Origin of the sequence: Methylobacterium sp. 174MFSha1.1, assembly GCF_900116815.1 — a bacterium.
Lineage (GTDB): Bacteria > Pseudomonadota > Alphaproteobacteria > Rhizobiales > Beijerinckiaceae > Methylobacterium.
In genome coordinates, this window is the sequence record NZ_FPCB01000033.1 from 24311 (window position 1) to 39748 (window position 15438).

A 15438-nucleotide genomic window follows, 5' to 3' on the forward strand; every position below is an offset into this window, starting at 1 on the left:
TCTGCGGGGGAGGGTGGCCTGCCGAGCAGGCCGGGAGAGGGGCAGCGCGACGCTGATCCAGGGGGCGCCCGTCATCATGGTCGCGACCTCTCCGGAAACGGGGTTCCCCTCTCCCGGCCCCTGCTCACGCAGGGGCCACCCTCCCCCGCAGAGGGGGGAGGGTTCACGCGCGCGGGCCTCAAGACCAGGGAGTGAAGAAGAGAGATCCATCATCGCTCTCCTCAATCGAACCCGAGGAACTCGAACAGATCCCTGTCCTTCATCGGCACCGCCGGCAGCGGGTCGACGCCGGCCCAGAGCTGCTCGGCGAGCTGCAGGTACTCGGCCTGCACCGCCAGCAATTCCGGCGAGGGATCCATCTCGAAGAGCGTCGCCTTCTTCAGGCGCGAGCGGCGTACCACGTCGAGATCCTGAAAATGCGCCAGGCGCTTCAAGCCCACTGCGTCGTTGAAGCGGTCGATCTCGTCGGTCTTGGCCGAGCGGTTGGCGATGACACCCCCTAAGCGCACGCCGTAATTCTTCGACTTGGCATGGATCGCCGCGACGATGCGGTTCATCGCGAAGATCGAGTCGAAGTCGTTCGCGGTGACGATCAGCGCCCGGTCGGCGTGCTGGAGCGGCGAGGCGAAGCCGCCGCAGACGACGTCGCCGAGCACGTCGAAGATCACCACGTCGGTGTCTTCCAGAAGGTGATGCTCCTTGAGGAGCTTCACCGTCTGCCCGACGACGTAGCCGCCGCAGCCGGTGCCGGCGGGCGGCCCCCCCGCCTCGACGCAGCGCACGCCGTTATAGCCCTCGACGACGAAGTCCTCGACGCGCAGCTCCTCCGAGTGGAACTGCACCGCCTCCAGCGCATCGATGACGGTCGGCGCGAGGCGCTTCGTCAGCGTGAAGGTCGAATCGTGCTTTGGGTCGCAGCCGATCTGGAGCACCCGCTTGCCGAGCTTCGAGAAGGCGACCGAGAGGTTGGACGAGGTCGTGCTCTTGCCGATGCCGCCCTTGCCGTAGACGGCGAAGACCTTGGCGGTCTCGATGCGGATGTCCGGGTCGAGGGCGACCTGGAGGCTGCCTTCCTCCCGACGCGGCACGGGGTTTCGAATCGCGATGTTCATGCGGCAGCCTCCGCGGTGATGCCTTCGAGCCGGTCCTCCAGGGCCTCCTCGGCCCGGTCGAGGGCGGCACGGGTCTCGGGATCGGGGGTCCAGAAGCCGCGCCGGTGCGCCTCGATCAGGCGGTGGGCGACCTTGGCCGAGGCGGCGGGGTTGAGCGCCGCCATGCGCTCGCGCATGACTTCGTCGAGGACGTAGGTCTCGGTGATGCGCTGGTAGATCCAGGGCGCGACCTGATCGGTGGTCGCCGACCAGCCCACGGTATTCGTGAGGTGCTGGTCGATCTGGCGCACGCCCTCGTAGCCGTGGCCCAGCATCCCCTCGACCCATTTCGGGTTGAGCATCCGGGTGCGAGTCTCCAGAGCGACCTGCTCGGAGAGCGAGCGCACCCGGCCCTCGCCGCGGGTCTGGTCGCTGATATAGACCGGCACCGAGGTTCCCCGGGCCTTCGCCACGGCGCGGGCCATGCCGCCGAGCCCGTCGAAGTAATGGTCGACGCTGGTCACCCCGACCTCGACCGAATCGAGGTTCTGGTAGGCGAGGTCGACCCCCGCCAGCACCGCCTGCATCAGGGCGCGGCGGGGCTCCGGACGGCCGGTGCGGCCATAGGCGAAGCTCTTGCGGCGCGAGAAGGTCTCGCACAGCTCGGCCTCGTCTTCCCAGCGCCCGGAATCGACGAGGTGGTTGAGGTTGGCGCCGTAGGCTCCTTCCGCGTTGCTGAAGACCCGGAGCGCCGCCGTCTCGATGTCGATCCCCTGCGCCGCCTGGTGGGCGAGCGCGTGCTTGCGCACGAAGTTCATCGCCTCCGGCTCGTCGGCGGTGGCGGCGAGGTAGGCGGCTTCCGCGAGCAGCTTGGTCTGGAGCGGCAGCAGATCGCGGAAGATGCCGGACAGCGTCGCCACCACGTCGATGCGCGGGCGGCCGAGGTCTTCGAGCGGGATCAGCACCGCGCCGCAGAGCCGGCCGTAGCCGTCGAAGCGCGGCGCGGCACCCATCAACGCGAGGGCCTGGGCGACGGGCGCGCCCTCGCTCTTCAGGTTGTCGCTGCCCCACAGGACGAGCGCGATGCTCTCCGGATAGGCGCCGCCATCCGCCGCGTGGCGGGCGAGCAGCCGCTCGACCTGGGCGCGGCCGTCGGCGAGAGCGAAGGCGCTCGGGATCCGGTAGGGATCGAAGCCGTGCAGGTTGCGGCCCGTCGGTAGGATCGCGGGCGAGCGCAGCACGTCGCCGCCGGCGACCGGCGCGACGAAGCGGCCGTCGAGGGCGCGCAGCAGGGCCGGGATCTCGTGATCCTCGGCCAGCAGCCGGTCGGTCTCGGCGAGCGCCCGGAAGGCGGCGAGCGTCGCGTCGTCGGCGGGCAGGCCCGAGGCCGCGATCGCCTCTTCCGCTGTAGCGCCGTCGACCAGCCGGGCGATGCCGGCGCAATCCGGTGCGAGGCCGTGGACGGATTCGGCGAGCGCCACCAGCAGGTCGGTCCGCTCCTCGGCAGGCGTCCCCTGCCCCACCACGTGCAGGCCGTGCGGGATCAGGGTGTGTTCTAGCTCGACGAGCCGCACCGACAGGGCGGCGATGCGCTGTTCCGCATCCTCGCCCCATTCCTCGCCCTCGGCGAGGTCGAGACCGAGGGCCTGGCCGTGGATCAGGATCGCGAGCTTTCCCCGCTCGGCCGCATCCTCCGGCGGCAGGGCGCGGCGGCGCTCCAGCGACGCCTTGAGATCGATGAGGCCGCGATAGAGCCCGGCCTGGGCGAGGCTCGGGGTCAGGTAGCTCACGAGCGTCGCGGCGGCGCGGCGCTTGGCGAGGGTGCCCTCCGAGGGGTTGTTGGCGGCGTAGAGGTAGACGTTCGGCAGCGCGCCGATCAGCCGCTCGGGCCAGCAGGCGGCCGAGAGCCCGGTCTGCTTGCCGGGCATGAATTCGAGCGCGCCGTGGGTGCCGAAATGCAGCACGACGTCGGCGCAAAAGTCCTCGCGCAGATAGCGGTAGAAGGCCGAGAAGGCGTGGGTCGGGGAAAAGCCCTGCTCGAACAGCAGGCGCATCGGGTCGCCCTCGTAGCCGAAGGCCGGCTGCACCCCGACGAAGACGTTCTCGAAGTGGGCCCCGAGCACCAGGATCCCGCCGCCATCCGTCTGGTGGCGGCCGGGCGCCGGGCCCCATTGCGCCTCGATCTCGGCGAGGTGGGCCTCGCGCCGCACATGCTCGTCGGCCGAGATGCGGTGGGCGACGTTGGCCGGCGTGCCGTAGCGGGCGGCATTGCCTTCGAGCACCCGGGCACGCAGGGCGTCGACGGTCTCCGGCACGTCGACGGAGTAGCCGTCGGCCTTCAGGCCGGTGAGGACGCGGTGCAGCGATTCCCACACCGCCAGGAAGGCGGCGGTGCCGGTGGCGCCGGCATTCGGCGGGAAGTTGAACAGCACCACCGCGACCTTGCGCTCGGCGCGCGCGCGGGAACGCAGCGAGACGAGCCGCGCCACCCTTTCGGCGAGGCGAGCACTTCGCTCGGGATGCACCGCCATGTCGCGGGAATCGCCCACGCCGGCGGCGCGGCCGCCGAACACCATCGGGGCGGTGGCGCCGTCGAGTTCGGGGATCGCCACCATCATGGTCGCCTCGACCGGCGACAGGCCGCGGGCGGAGGCCTCCCACTGCTCCAGGCTCTGGAACTCGACCGCCTGGGCGGCGAGGTAGGGTACGTCGAGCCGCGCCAGCATCGCGCTCGCGGCGGCGGCATCGTTGTAGGCGGGACCGCCGACGAGGGAGAAGCCGGTGAGCGAGACCAGCGCGTCGATCGCCGGCCTTCCGTCGCGCAGGAAGAATTTTTCCACCGCCGGGCGGTTGTCGAGCCCGCTGGCGAAGGCCGGTACGACCGTAAGGCCGCGCGCCTCCAACGCCGCGATCACACCGTCGTAATGGGCGGTGTTGCCGGCGAGCACGTAGGAGCGCATCAGCAGGAGGCCGATGCGGCCCCCCTTGCCGGAAGCCGGCAGCTTGTCGAGGCGCTCGGTCACCCGCTCGGGGATCCGCGGGTGGTAGAGGCCGGTCTCCGGATAGGCCAGCGGCTCGGCGGCCGTGAGGTGGCGGCGCCAGGCGGCGCGCGGACCCGCGGCGTAGCGCCCGGCGAGGAAGCGCACCAGGTTGACGACGTTCTCGTCCGAGCCGGCGAGCCAGTATTGCAGGGTCAGGAAATAGGCGCGCACGTCCTGGGCCGAGCCCGGAATGAAGCGCAGGATCCGGGGGATCTGGCGGATCAGCGCCATCTGGCGCGCGCCGCTGCCCTGGGTCCCGCCCGGGCCCGACTTGCCGCGTAGCCGCTTCAGGAAGTCGAGCGCGCCGCGCTGCGACCCGTCCATGGCGAAGCGGTTCATCCGGGTGGTCCGCACCACCTCGGCCGCCGAGAGGCAGCCCACCATCGCGTCGCAATGCGGACGGCGTTCGAGCAAAGCGGGGAGGACCGCCCGGACGTGCTCATCCATGAACAGCATCGCCGAGAGCACGATGTCGGCCCGCGCGATGTCGGCCCGGCAGGATTCGAGGGCCGAGGGATCGGTCTCCCACTCGGCGGCGGCGTGGAAGCCGAGGACGAGGGTGGGCGCCGTCTGCGCCAGCACCCGGCGCGCGCGCTCCACCGCCCCGGCGAGGTGGTTGTCGAGGGTGACGATGACGACGCGCAGCTCCGGCAGCGCGCCCGGTCCGTCACCGGCTGAAATGCGCTTTGGCATCGTACAGGGTCTCGACGGTGATGAGCGGGAGCGCCCGCTCGCGGGCGAAGCGTTCGGTGTTGTGGCGGGCCTTGCCCCGCACGAAGAACGGGACCTTCTTCAGCTCGCGTTCGGCCTCGATCGACCAGACCACCGGGGCGACGGCGGTGGCGGGCGCGGCGACGATGGTCTCGGCCTCCTCCTCCCGCGGCCGTCCGCCGAGATGGGAAGGGGCGACGCCGTCATGGAATTCCGGATCGTCCCGGAACATCGCCAGCAGGTGCTCCTCCAGCCCCATCATCAGCGGGTGGACGAAGGTGTCGAACAGGACGTTGGCGCCCTCGAAGCCCATCTGCGGCGCGTGGCGGGCCGGCACGTCCTGCACGTGCATCGGCGCCGAGATCACCGCGCAGGGGATGCCGAGGCGCTTGGCGACGTGGCGCTCCATCTGGGTGCCGAGCACCAGCTCCGGCTGCGCCGCCGCGATCGCCGCCTCGACCGCGAGGTAATCGTCGGTGATCAGCGCCTCGATGCTGTGGAGCGAGGCTTCTGCCCGCACCTCGCGGGCGAATTCGCGCGAATAGGTGCCGAGCCCGACGACGGAGAAGCCGATCTCGCGCGAGGCGACCCGCGCCGCCGCGACAGCATGGGTGGCGTCGCCGAAGACGAAGACCCGCTTGCCCGTCAGGTAGGTCGAATCGACCGAGCGCGAGTACCAGGGCAGGCGCGAGCCCTCCCCGTCGAGGACCGGGGCCGGGTCGACGCGAGCGAGCGCCGCCACCGCCTCGACGAAGGCGGTCGTGCCCTTCACGCCGATCGGCGTCGTCTCGACGAAGGGCTGGCCGTGGGTGCGCTCCAGCCACTGCGCGGCGCTGCGCGCCACTTCCGGGTAGAGCACGACGTTGAAGGCGGCGTTGCCCAGGCGCCCGAGATCGGCCGGCGTGGCGCCCAAGGGCGCCACCACGTTGACGGCGATGCCGAGTTCCCCGAGGAGGCCGCGCACCTCGCGCAGGTCGTCGCGGTGGCGGAAACCCAGCGAGGTCGGCCCGAGGATGTTGCAGCTCGCCTGGATCCGGGGGGCGTCGGTGCGTGGGCCGGCGAGCGTCCGCACGAGGCGGTAGAAGGTCTCGGCGGCGCCCCAGTTCTCCTTCTTCTGGTAGGCCGGCAGCTCCAGCGGGATGACCGGGATCGGCAGGCCGAGCGCCCGCGACAGCCCGGCCGGATCGTCCTGCAGCAGCTCGGCGGTGCAGGAGGCGCCGACGATCATCGCCTGCGGCCGGAAGCGGCCATAGGCGGCGGCCACCGCCTGCTTGAAGATCTCGGCGGTGTCGGCGCCGAGGTCGCGGGCCTGGAAGGTGGTGTAGGTCACCGGCGGGCGGGCGCCGTGCCGCTCGATCATGGTGAAGAGCAGGTCGGCGTAGGTGTCGCCCTGCGGCGCGTGCAGCACGTAGTGCAGGCCGCGCATCGCGGTGGCGACCCGCATCGCGCCGATGTGCGGGGGGCCCTCGTAGGTCCAGAGCGTGAGCTGCATGGTCCTAGCCCTCCAGCCGCGCGCGGCGGGCAAGCGGTCGGGTGAACAGACCGGCGAGGTCGCCGGCCTGCTCGTAGCCCTGGATCGGGGTGAACAGGAGCTCGATCGACCACTTGGTCGCGAGGTCCTCCGCCTCGAGCGGGTTGGCGAGGCCGAGGCCGCAGACCGTGAGGTCGGGCCGGGCCGCCCGGCAGCGGTCGAGCTGGTCGTCGAGGCTCTGCCCTTCCGTCACCAGGGTGCCGTCGGGCAGGAGCGCCAGGTCCTCGGCGAGGTGGCCGCGATGCAGGTAGGGCGTGCCGACCTCGATCAGCTCGGCGCCCATCTCCCGCGACAGGAAGCGGGCGAGCGGCACTTCGAGCTGCGAATCGGGAAAGAAGAACACGCGGCGGCCCGAGAGCGCGGCGCGATGCGCCTGGAGCGCCCGCGCGGCCCGGGCCCGGCCGGCCTCCGTCACCGCGACGACGCGCGACGGCGGGATCCCGAAGGCGCGGGCGGCCGCCGCGAGCCAGAGGGTCGTCCCCTCGGCGCCGAGCGGGAACGGCGCCGCGATGCGCGTGGCACCCCGGTTCTCCAGGGCACGGGCCGTGTCGGTGAGGAAGGGCTGGGCGAGGAGATATCGGGTGTTCGGGCCGACCGGCGCCCGGTCGGCCGCGCGGCGCCCGGGCAGGAAGCGCACGTCGGCGATGCCGAGATCGTGAAAGAGCCGCGAGAACTGGTCCTCGACCACGTCCGCGAGCGCCCCGACGACGAGGAGCGATTCGTCGCTACCTCGCGGCAGATCGGGGACGAGGGAGGCGAGGCAGGCATCCTCGCCTTGCGTGAACGTCGTCTCGATGCCGCTGCCGGAATAGCTGAGCACCCGCACGTCCGGGGCGAAGCTGGCGGAGAGCCGCGTCGCGGCGCGGCCGAGATCGAGCTTGATCACCTCGGACGGGCAAGAGCCGACGAGGAACAGGAGCTTGATGTCGGGCCGGCGCTCCAGCAGGCGGCGCACGACGCGGTCCAGCTCCTCGTGCGCGTCGGCGAGGCCGGCGAGGTCCCGCTCCTCGATGATCGCGGTGGCGAAGCGCGGCTCGGCGAAGATCATCACCCCGGCGGCCGACTGGATCAGGTGGGCGCAGGTGCGCGAGCCGACGACGAGGAAGAACGCGTCCTGGATCTTGCGGTGCAGCCAGACGATGCCGGTCAGCCCGCAGAACACCGCCCGCTGGCCGCGCTCGTGGCGGATCTCGGGGCCGCAGGGGACGGGGGACGCGAGGGGGGTGGCGAGCGCCGTCATCGGGCGGCTCCCACGGCGTAGACGGGAGCCTGCAGCCGGGCGGCCCGCAGCTTGAGCAGGAACTGGCCGGCATTGACGAGGTAGGAGGCGTAGGCGGCGAGCGCCAGGAGCATCAGCCCGGCGGTGCCGAGCGCCCCCGTCGCCAGCGCCACCAGGTAGGCGGTGTGGAGCGCCAGCACCAGCATGCTGACCACGTCCTCCCAGTAGAAGGCCGGGGCGAAGAGGTAGCGTCCGAACACCGCCTTCTCCCACAGGGAGCCGGTGACCATGATCGCGTAGAGCGCCAGGGTCTTCGCCACCACCGAGGCGTTGGCGAGGGCTGCCCCTTCCCCGGTCGCCAGCGTGCGCGAGACCAGGGCGAGGCTGACGAGGAAGATCGCGAATTGGAGCGGCGCCAGCACGCCCTGGACCAGGGTCCAGGGCGAGGCGTCCCGGCGGCGGCGCTCGGCCTCGCTGTAGAGAAACGGCCGGTCCGTGGACGTCGCCATCGCGCCTGCCCTCACCTGTCCGACCCGCATTGGCTGCGGATGCCGATGGAGGAAGCCTAGGGCCGGCGGCAGCGAAGTGTCAACCTAAGTTGACAGTTGGATATGATGACAATCCGGGGAGGGGCTCGCGAATGCGCCTTGCGGCAGAACGCGGGAGATGTATCCTAGAATGAATCCGGATGACGCCGCCCCACATCGGCGCTTCCAGTGTAGAATACCCGACACAAGGGCGAGAAAACCCGATTTTCCTGAGCATCGGGGAGGTGCCGGTGGGAGATCAAGCACAGTCCGGCATGGTATCCGGCAACAGGCCGGCCCCGCGTGACCGGGCTTTCCATGATCGGCCGTCCCTCGATACAAACTCCGGGGGAGTACATCGGCACATGCGTTGGCGGGACGACCTCGCCCAGGTCGTCGAGGCCGAGATCATCCCGCGGCTGATGCTCGCCCATCGCAGCGAGCGGACGCCGCGTCGTGTTCCCGCCCGCCTGAGCGGGACCGACGACATCGGCCGCCTCGGCACCCTGCTGCTGCTGCCCGAGGACCGGGACGTGCTGGCGGAGATCCGCGGCCTGATCGCCGAGGGCATGGCCCTCGAGGAGGTGCTGACCGGCCTCCTGGCGCCCACGGCCCGGCATATCGGCCGGCTGTGGGAGGAGGATGTCTGCGACTTCGTCCAGGTGACGACCGCGATGGCGCGGCTGCGCCGCCTCGTCCACGACCTGGAGACGCTCTGCCTCGACCCGCAGCCGGTCGACCCGGCGAGCCGCCGGGTCCTGCTGGTGCCGGCGCCGGGCGAGACCCACACCTTCGGGCTGACGCTCGCCGCCCACTTCTTCGCCGAGGCCGGCTGGGAGGTGACGACGAGCTTCGACACCCATCTCGCCGACGCCCTGGAGCGCCTGCGGACCGAGTGGTTCGACGTCGTCGGCCTGTCCCTCTCCTGCGACGTCTGCCTCGACCGGCTGGTCGCGGCGGTGCCGGTGCTGCGGCGCGCCTCGCGCAACCGCGACCTGCAGGTGATCGTCGGCGGGCCCGCCTTCCACGGCCGGCCCGACCGGATCCGGCTCGCCGGCGCCGACGCGGTCGTCGACGATGCGCGCGATGCGCCCGGAATCGTGCAAAGCTTGCTTGATCTGCGGATTAGAGCCTGCTGAAAGACCTGTTCGATGCGGTCGGCGTGTGTTGGTGACCCTTGAACAGACCCTTGAGCCCTGCTGCGAAGGAATCGTTCGCGGTGCTGCGAGACGCCGTCTCCCGCCTCGATCCCCGGATGACGGGCAGCCTCGTCGCTGCCGCCAGCGACGTGTCCCTCGTCGTCGACGGCGAGGGCGTGATCCGCGACGCCGCCTTCGGCGCCGACGGGCTGTCCGAGGAGGCGGGCGACAGCTGGCTCGGCCGGCGCTGGATCGACACCGTGACGGTCGAGAGCCGGCCGAAGGTCCTGAGCCTGATCGAGGACGCCGCCCCCGACGCGGTCACGCGCTGGCGCCAGGTCAACCACCCCTCCGCGCAGGGCGGCGTCGACGTGCCGATCCGCTACGCGGCGTTGCGCGTGCCCGACGACGACCGCATCATCGTGATCGGCCGGGACCTCCGGGCGCTCTCGGCCCTGCAGCAGCGCCTGACCGAATCGCAGCAGGCGCTGGAGCGCGACTATGCCCGCCTGCGCAGCGCCGAGACCCGCTACCGGGTGCTGTTCCAGCTCGCCGGCGAGCCGATCCTGATCGTCGATGCGGGCACGCGCCGCGTCACCGAGATCAACCCGGCCGCCGCCCGACTCCTCGGCCGGGCGGTCAAGCGCATCGTCGGGCGCGACCTGATCGACCTGTTCGAGCCCGAGGGGGCCCGCGCCGTCCAGGCTCTGCTCGTGGGCCTGCGCCTCACCGGCCAGGCCGAGGACCTCACCGCCCGCCTCGCCCAGAGGCGCGGCGAGGCGCGGGTCTCCGCCACCTTGTTTCGCGAGGAGGCCGGGATGAACATCCTGGTCCGCCTCGCCGCCCTCAATCCGGCCCCGCACCCGGTGGCGCCGCGCTCGGGCGCGCTCGAGGTGATCGAGGCGATGCCCGAGGGCTTCGTCGTCACCGATCGCGACCGGCGCATCATCGGCGCCAACGCCGCCTTCCTCGACCTCGCCCAGCTCGCCACCGAGCACCAGGCCAAGGGCGAATCGCTGGAGCGCTGGCTCGGGCGCGAGGGCACCGAGATCGCCGCCCTGTTCACCACGCTCTCCGAGCACGGCTCGGTGCGCCACTTCGCCACCGTGGTGCGGGGCGAGTTCGGCGCGCTCGACGAGGTCGAGGTCGCGGCGGTCTCGGTCCCGGGCGGCGACCGGCCGTGCTTCGGCTTCACCCTGCGCACCCTGCCCCGCCGCGTCGCCGCCGTGGCGCCGGGCGGGCGCGAATTGCCGCGCTCGGTCGAACACATGACCGAGCTCGTCGGCCGCGTCTCGATGAAGGCGCTGGTGCGCGAGACCACCGACCTGATCGAGCGCCTGTGCATCGAGGCGGCCCTGCGCATCACCCACGACAACCGCGCCTCGGCGGCCGAGATGCTGGGCCTCAGCCGGCAGGGCTTCTACGCCAAGATGCGCCGCTACGGCCTCGGCGACCTCGACGGGACGGAAGAGGCGGATGACGGCGGGGAATGATCCGCAGTCGGGATTGCGCATCGTTCCCTGCCCGCGCCCTGCCCGAGCCGGCCTGGTCCCCGCATGGCGATCGCGACCGGTCGACCTTCGCGTGAGCGCGCACGTCTTCGCGACGGCGTGGACGGGAGTGTAAAGCGCGCTTGACACTCGCCCGGGGCCGTCCCACCCTCGCGGCATGACGACCGAGCCCCTGACCAAGCCCCTGATCGCGCCCGCTGCGGGCCCAGATCCCCGGGCGCTTCTGGAACTGCTCAAGCCGATCACCTGGTTCGCCCCGATGTGGGCCTTCGCCTGCGGGGTGGTCTCGTCGGGCAGCCCGGTCCAGGGGCGCTGGCCCGTGGTGATCGCCGGCATCCTGCTCGCGGGGCCGCTGGTCTGCGCCACCAGCCAGGCGGCGAACGACTGGTTCGACCGGCACGTCGACGCCATCAACGAGCCGAACCGGCCGATCCCGTCGGGCCGCATCCCCGGCCGCTGGGGCCTCTACGTCGCGATCGCCTGGACTTTCCTGTCGCTCGCGGTCGCCGCCCTGCTCGGGCCCTTCGTCCTGGCGGCGGCGATCTTCGGGCTCGCCCTCGCCTGGCTCTACAGCGCGCCGCCGGTGCGGCTGAAGCGCGACGGCTGGTGGGGCAACGCGGCCTGCGGCCTCTGCTACGAGGGCCTGCCCTGGTTCACCGGCGCCGCCGTGATGGGCAGCGCCCTGCCGGACGGGCGGATCATCGGGCTCGCCCTCCTCTACAGCTTCGGCGCCCACGGCATCATGACGCTGAACGACTTCAAGTCGATGGAGGGGGACCGGCGCACCGGCATCCGCTCGCTCCCGGTCCAGCTCGGCGCCGACCGCGCCGCCCGCCTCGCCTGCTGGGTCATGGCGGCGCCGCAGGCGGTGGTGGCGGTCCTGCTGCTGGCCTGGGGGGGCCCCTGGCACGCCGCCCTCGTCGCCGCCCTGCTCGCCGGCCAGGGCCTGCTGATGCGCCGCTTCCTCGGTGATCCGCACGGTCAAGCCGCCTGGTACAACGGCACCGGCACGCTGCTCTACGTGCTCGGCATGCTCACCGCGGCGCTCGCCCTGCGTGGAAGTCTCGTGGGGGGCCTCGCATGAGCGGTCCGGCGACCTTCGGCTGGGGGACGATTGTCCGCCTCGGCCTCGTCCAGACCGCGCTCGGCGCCATCGTGGTGCTGATCACCTCGACCCTCAACCGCGTGATGGTGGTGGAACTGGCGCTGCCGGCCGCCCTGCCCGGCGGGCTGGTGGCCCTGCACTACGCCGTGCAGGTGTTGCGGCCGCGCTGGGGCTACGGCTCGGATCTCGGCCGCCGCCGCACGCCCTGGATCGTCGGCGGCATGGCGCTCCTGGCGCTCGGCGGGGCCGGCGCCGCCCTCGGGACGGCGCTCGTCGCGAGCCATCCGGCGGCGGGCTATGGGCTCCTCGTCGTGTCCTTCCTCGCCGTCGGCATCGGGGTCGGGGCGGCGGGCACCTCGCTGCTCGTGCTGCTCTCCACCGGCGTCGCGCCCCATCGCCGGGGGGCCGCCGCGACGATCGTCTGGATCATGATGATCGCCGGCTTCGTCGTCACCGCGCCGACCGCCGGGCACCTGCTCGATCCGTTCTCGGGCTCCCGCCTCGTCGCGGTGTCGAGCGGCGTGTCGCTGATCGCCTTCCTGGTGGCGCTCGGCGCGCTCTGGGGCGTCGAGCCGGCGCGGGCCCCCGCCGCCACCTCCGCCGAAGGCGCGCCGCTGCGGCCCTTCGCGCGCGTGCTCGCCGAGGTCTGGGCCGAGCCGGAGGCGCGCCGCTTCACGGTCTTCGTCTTCCTGGCGATGCTCGCCTACAGCGCGCAGGAGCTGATCCTCGAACCCTTCGCCGGTCTCGTCTTCGCGCTGTCGCCGGGCGCCACCACCAAGCTGTCGGGCCTCCAGAACGGCGGTGTGCTCGTCGGCATGATCGTCGTCGCCCTCGTCACCGCCAACGGGCGCGGACCGCTCGCGTCCTTGCGCCTGTGGACCGTCACCGGCTGCCTCGGCTCGGCCGCCGCGCTCGCGGCGATCGCCGCCTGCGGCTATGCCGGGCCCGACGTCCCCCTGCGCTCCTGCGTCGTCGGGCTCGGCCTGTTCAACGGGATCTTCGCGGTGGCGGCGATCGGCCAGATGATGGCGCTCGCCGGCAGCGGCGGCGCGCCCGACGGCGAGAGCCGCCACGGCACCCGCATGGGGGTGTGGGGCGCGGCGCAAGGCGTCGCCTTCGGGCTCGGCGGCTTCCTCGGCGCGGCCGGCGTCGACCTCGCGCGGCTGGCCTTCGGCACCGTGGTGCCGGCCTACGCGACGGTGTTCGTCACGGAGGCGGCGCTGTTCCTGCTCGCCGCCGGGCTGGCCATCCGGATCGGGCGGCCGGAGCGGGATGCGCGGGCGCTCGGGACGCTGTCGGTGCGGCACGCCGTCTAAGACCAAGTCCGGCCGCCATCAACCGGCCCGGACAACCCGGAGGCACGGCCATGGACGAGGGAATCGTCGACGCGGTGGTGGTGGGAGGGGGGCCGGCCGGGGCGACGGCGGCGACCGATCTCGCGCGGCTCGGGCGCCGGGTCGTGCTGCTCGACCGGGCCGGGCGCATCAAGCCCTGCGGCGGCGCGATCCCGCCACGGCTGATCCGCGACTTCGCCATCCCCGACGAGCTGCTGGTGGCGAAGATCCGCTCCGCCCGCATGGTCTCGCCGCGGGACCGCGCGGTCGACATGCCGGTCGGCGAGGGTTTCGTCGGCATGGTCGACCGGGGGCCGTTCGACGAGTGGCTGCGGGTGCGCGCCGCCCTGGCCGGCGCCGAGCGGGTGACCGGCACCTACCTGCGCCTGGCCCGCGAGGAGGGCGGCCCGGTCACGGTGCATTACCGGGATGCGGAGGGCGGCGAGGCGACGATCCGCACGCGCCTCGTCATCGGGGCGGACGGCGCCAATTCGGCGGTCGGGCGCCAGGAGATCCCGGCGCACGGCAAGATGCGGCAGGTCTTCGCCTACCACGAGATCGTGCGCGTGCCGCCGGCCGGCGCAGAGGCGGTCGAGCCGACGCGCTGCGACGTCTACTACCAGGGCGTCCTGTCGCCGGATTTCTACGCCTGGATCTTCCCGCACGGCGACACGCTCAGCATCGGCACCGGCAGCGCCCGCAAGGGCTTCTCGCTGCGCGGCGCGGTCGGGCGGCTTCGCGCCGCCACCGGGCTCGATCTCGGCGAGACGGTCCGGCGCGAGGGCGCGCCGCTGCCGTTGAAGCCGCTCTCCCGCTTCGACAACGGCCGCGACGTGCTGCTCACCGGCGACGCCGCCGGCCTCGTCGCCCCGGCCTCGGGCGAAGGCATCTACTACGCGATGTATGGCGGGCGCCTCGCCGCGGAAGCGGCCCACGAGTTCCTCGCCACCGGCAAGGCCCGCGCGCTCGCGAAGGCGCGCCGCCGCTTCCTCAAGGCGCATGGCCGGGTGTTCTGGATCCTGCGGCTGATGCAGGGCGTCTGGTACCGCAACGACGCGTTGCGCGAGCGCTTCGTCAGCATCTGCCGCGACCCCGACGTGCAGTCGCTCACCTGGGACGCCTACATGAACAAGGAACTGGTGCGGGCCAAGCCCGCGGCGCATGCGCGGATCTTCTTCAAGGACCTCGCCCACCTCTTCCGCTGGGTCTCGCCGTGATGGACGCTCTGGGCGGGCGTTGGGGCCCGATCGTGGTGGCGGCTTTCTCGGCCATCGTGGTGGCGGCGGCGGGCGCCTGGCTCACCACGCTGGGTCCCTGGTACCGCTCCCTGCAGGTGCCGTCCTGGAAGCCGCCCGACTGGGCCTTCGGCCCGGTCTGGACCACGATCTTCACGCTGAGCGCCATCGCCGGCGTGCTGGCCTGGAACGCGGCGCCGGAGGGGCCCGAGCGGGTCTGGCTGCTGGCCGCCTTCGCGGTGAACGGCGCCCTCAACATCGCCTGGAGCGGCGTGTTCTTCCGCCTGCAGCGGCCGGACTGGGCGCTGATCGAGGTGGCCGCCCTGTGGCTGTCGGTGGCCGTGCTGATCCTGGTGGTGGGGCGCCATACCGGCCTCGGCGCGCTGCTCCTCGTGCCCTACCTCGTCTGGGTCGGGACCGCCGCGATGCTCAACTGGTCGATCGTGCGGCTGAACGGGCCGTTCTGACCCACCTCACGCAGCATCCGCCGGGTTCGGCGCAGGTCCGGTCTGTCCGGTACCGGACCCGTTGCTCGGGTCGCGGAAAATTCGATCGTTTGAGACCGGATCGCCGCAGATGCGACATCGTGAACCGTGGGGCGATTTCGGCGAACGCCACCCTATGTCCCGAGTTTGCAGGACTGGACTCTCCCGTCTGCTCGGTGATTTCCCCGATCGACTGCGCATCATCGATGCGGTCAGGAGGATTGACGCGTGCCGGACCTCCTAGCCAGCGGCCACATCGTCGACGCCGCGCTGCTGATCGTCGCCGCGGAGGCCGCCCTGATCGTCCTGTGGCGACGCCGGGGCGGGCCCGGGCGGGGGGCGCTCCTCGTCAACCTCGCCTCGGGCGCCTGCCTGATGGTGGCCCTGCGCGCCGTGCTCGCGGGCGCGCCAGGATACTGGCTCGCCGCCGCGCTCGCGGGGGCGGGCGCCGCCCATGTCGCCGATCTCTGGCTGCGGCTGCGCTCCGCCGCCCACTAACCCCGGAGGAT

12 protein-coding genes are annotated in these 15438 nt (G+C 72.3%); 7 read left to right on the forward strand and 5 right to left on the reverse strand.

What is annotated here, in order from left to right; all coding sequences use genetic code 11:
* Positions 1-221: 221 nt before the first annotated feature.
* From bchL to bchF, 5 genes are read right to left on the reverse strand one after another with little or no spacing between them, the layout of a single operon-like run.
* Positions 222-1112 (reverse strand): ferredoxin:protochlorophyllide reductase (ATP-dependent) iron-sulfur ATP-binding protein, encoded by an 891-nt coding sequence (bchL, locus tag BM430_RS25315; RefSeq protein ID WP_093570012.1) that lies wholly within the window; start codon positions 1110-1112, stop codon positions 222-224.
* A complete protein-coding gene (locus tag BM430_RS25320) occupies positions 1109-4825 on the reverse strand; it encodes a magnesium chelatase subunit H (RefSeq protein ID WP_093570013.1) in 3717 nt (1238 codons plus the stop codon). The genes bchL and BM430_RS25320 overlap by 4 nt, the downstream gene beginning before the upstream one ends.
* Complete coding sequence (gene bchB / locus BM430_RS25325) at positions 4800-6335, reverse strand: ferredoxin:protochlorophyllide reductase (ATP-dependent) subunit B (RefSeq protein WP_093570014.1); 1536 nt, start codon at positions 6333-6335, stop codon at positions 4800-4802. Before bchB ends, BM430_RS25320 begins: the two co-directional genes overlap by 26 nt.
* Positions 6336-6339: 4 nt before the next feature.
* Entirely contained in the window at positions 6340-7614 is a 1275-nt protein-coding gene (locus BM430_RS25330; RefSeq protein ID WP_093570015.1) for a ferredoxin:protochlorophyllide reductase (ATP-dependent) subunit N, read from the reverse strand.
* On the reverse strand, positions 7611-8102 hold the full coding sequence (gene bchF / locus BM430_RS25335) for a 2-vinyl bacteriochlorophyllide hydratase (protein WP_093570016.1): 492 nt from the start codon (positions 8100-8102) through the stop codon (positions 7611-7613). The genes BM430_RS25330 and bchF overlap by 4 nt, the downstream gene beginning before the upstream one ends.
* A 383-nt stretch (positions 8103-8485) precedes the next feature.
* Here bchF and BM430_RS25340 point away from each other — a divergent pair, with 383 nt between their 5' ends.
* The 7 genes from BM430_RS25340 to BM430_RS25370 all read left to right on the forward strand — a co-directional run bounded on the left by BM430_RS25340 (position 8486) and on the right by BM430_RS25370 (position 15427).
* A complete protein-coding gene (locus BM430_RS25340; RefSeq protein WP_244539658.1) occupies positions 8486-9259 on the forward strand; it encodes a cobalamin B12-binding domain-containing protein in 774 nt (257 codons plus the stop codon).
* 80 nt (positions 9260-9339) lie between these two features.
* Positions 9340-10752, forward strand: a complete 1413-nt coding sequence (gene ppsR, locus BM430_RS25345) for a transcriptional regulator PpsR (RefSeq protein WP_093570018.1) — start codon at positions 9340-9342, stop codon at positions 10750-10752.
* A 175-nt stretch (positions 10753-10927) separates the two neighbouring features.
* Entirely contained in the window at positions 10928-11854 is a 927-nt protein-coding gene (gene chlG / locus BM430_RS25350; RefSeq protein WP_093570019.1) for a chlorophyll synthase ChlG, read from the forward strand.
* Positions 11851-13191 carry a BCD family MFS transporter gene (locus BM430_RS25355; RefSeq protein ID WP_093570020.1) on the forward strand — a complete coding sequence of 447 codons (1341 nt, stop codon included), beginning with the start codon at positions 11851-11853 and terminating at the stop codon, positions 13189-13191. Before chlG ends, BM430_RS25355 begins: the two co-directional genes overlap by 4 nt.
* Before the next feature lie 50 nt (positions 13192-13241).
* Positions 13242-14426 carry a geranylgeranyl diphosphate reductase gene (locus BM430_RS25360; RefSeq protein WP_093570021.1) on the forward strand — a complete coding sequence of 395 codons (1185 nt, stop codon included), beginning with the start codon at positions 13242-13244 and terminating at the stop codon, positions 14424-14426.
* Positions 14423-14911, forward strand: a complete 489-nt coding sequence (locus BM430_RS25365) for a TspO/MBR family protein (protein ID WP_093570022.1) — start codon at positions 14423-14425, stop codon at positions 14909-14911. The genes BM430_RS25360 and BM430_RS25365 overlap by 4 nt, the downstream gene beginning before the upstream one ends.
* A gap of 246 nt (positions 14912-15157) precedes the next feature.
* Positions 15158-15427, forward strand: a complete 270-nt coding sequence (locus BM430_RS25370; RefSeq protein WP_093570023.1) for a hypothetical protein — start codon at positions 15158-15160, stop codon at positions 15425-15427.
* The last annotated feature ends 11 nt before the right edge of the window (positions 15428-15438 follow it).

Coding starts and splice junctions, on each gene's coding strand:
- bchL (WP_093570012.1), bottom strand. CDS start 1,112: ATGAACATCGCGATTCGAAACCCCGTGCCGCGTCGGGAGGAAGGCAGC.
- BM430_RS25320 (WP_093570013.1), bottom strand. CDS start 4,825: ATGCCAAAGCGCATTTCAGCCGGTGACGGACCGGGCGCGCTGCCGGAG.
- bchB (WP_093570014.1), bottom strand. CDS start 6,335: ATGCAGCTCACGCTCTGGACCTACGAGGGCCCCCCGCACATCGGCGCG.
- BM430_RS25330 (WP_093570015.1), bottom strand. CDS start 7,614: ATGACGGCGCTCGCCACCCCCCTCGCGTCCCCCGTCCCCTGCGGCCCC.
- bchF (WP_093570016.1), bottom strand. CDS start 8,102: ATGGCGACGTCCACGGACCGGCCGTTTCTCTACAGCGAGGCCGAGCGC.
- BM430_RS25340 (WP_244539658.1), top strand. CDS start 8,486: ATGCGTTGGCGGGACGACCTCGCCCAGGTCGTCGAGGCCGAGATCATC.
- chlG (WP_093570019.1), top strand. CDS start 10,928: ATGACGACCGAGCCCCTGACCAAGCCCCTGATCGCGCCCGCTGCGGGC.
- BM430_RS25355 (WP_093570020.1), top strand. CDS start 11,851: ATGAGCGGTCCGGCGACCTTCGGCTGGGGGACGATTGTCCGCCTCGGC.
- BM430_RS25360 (WP_093570021.1), top strand. CDS start 13,242: ATGGACGAGGGAATCGTCGACGCGGTGGTGGTGGGAGGGGGGCCGGCC.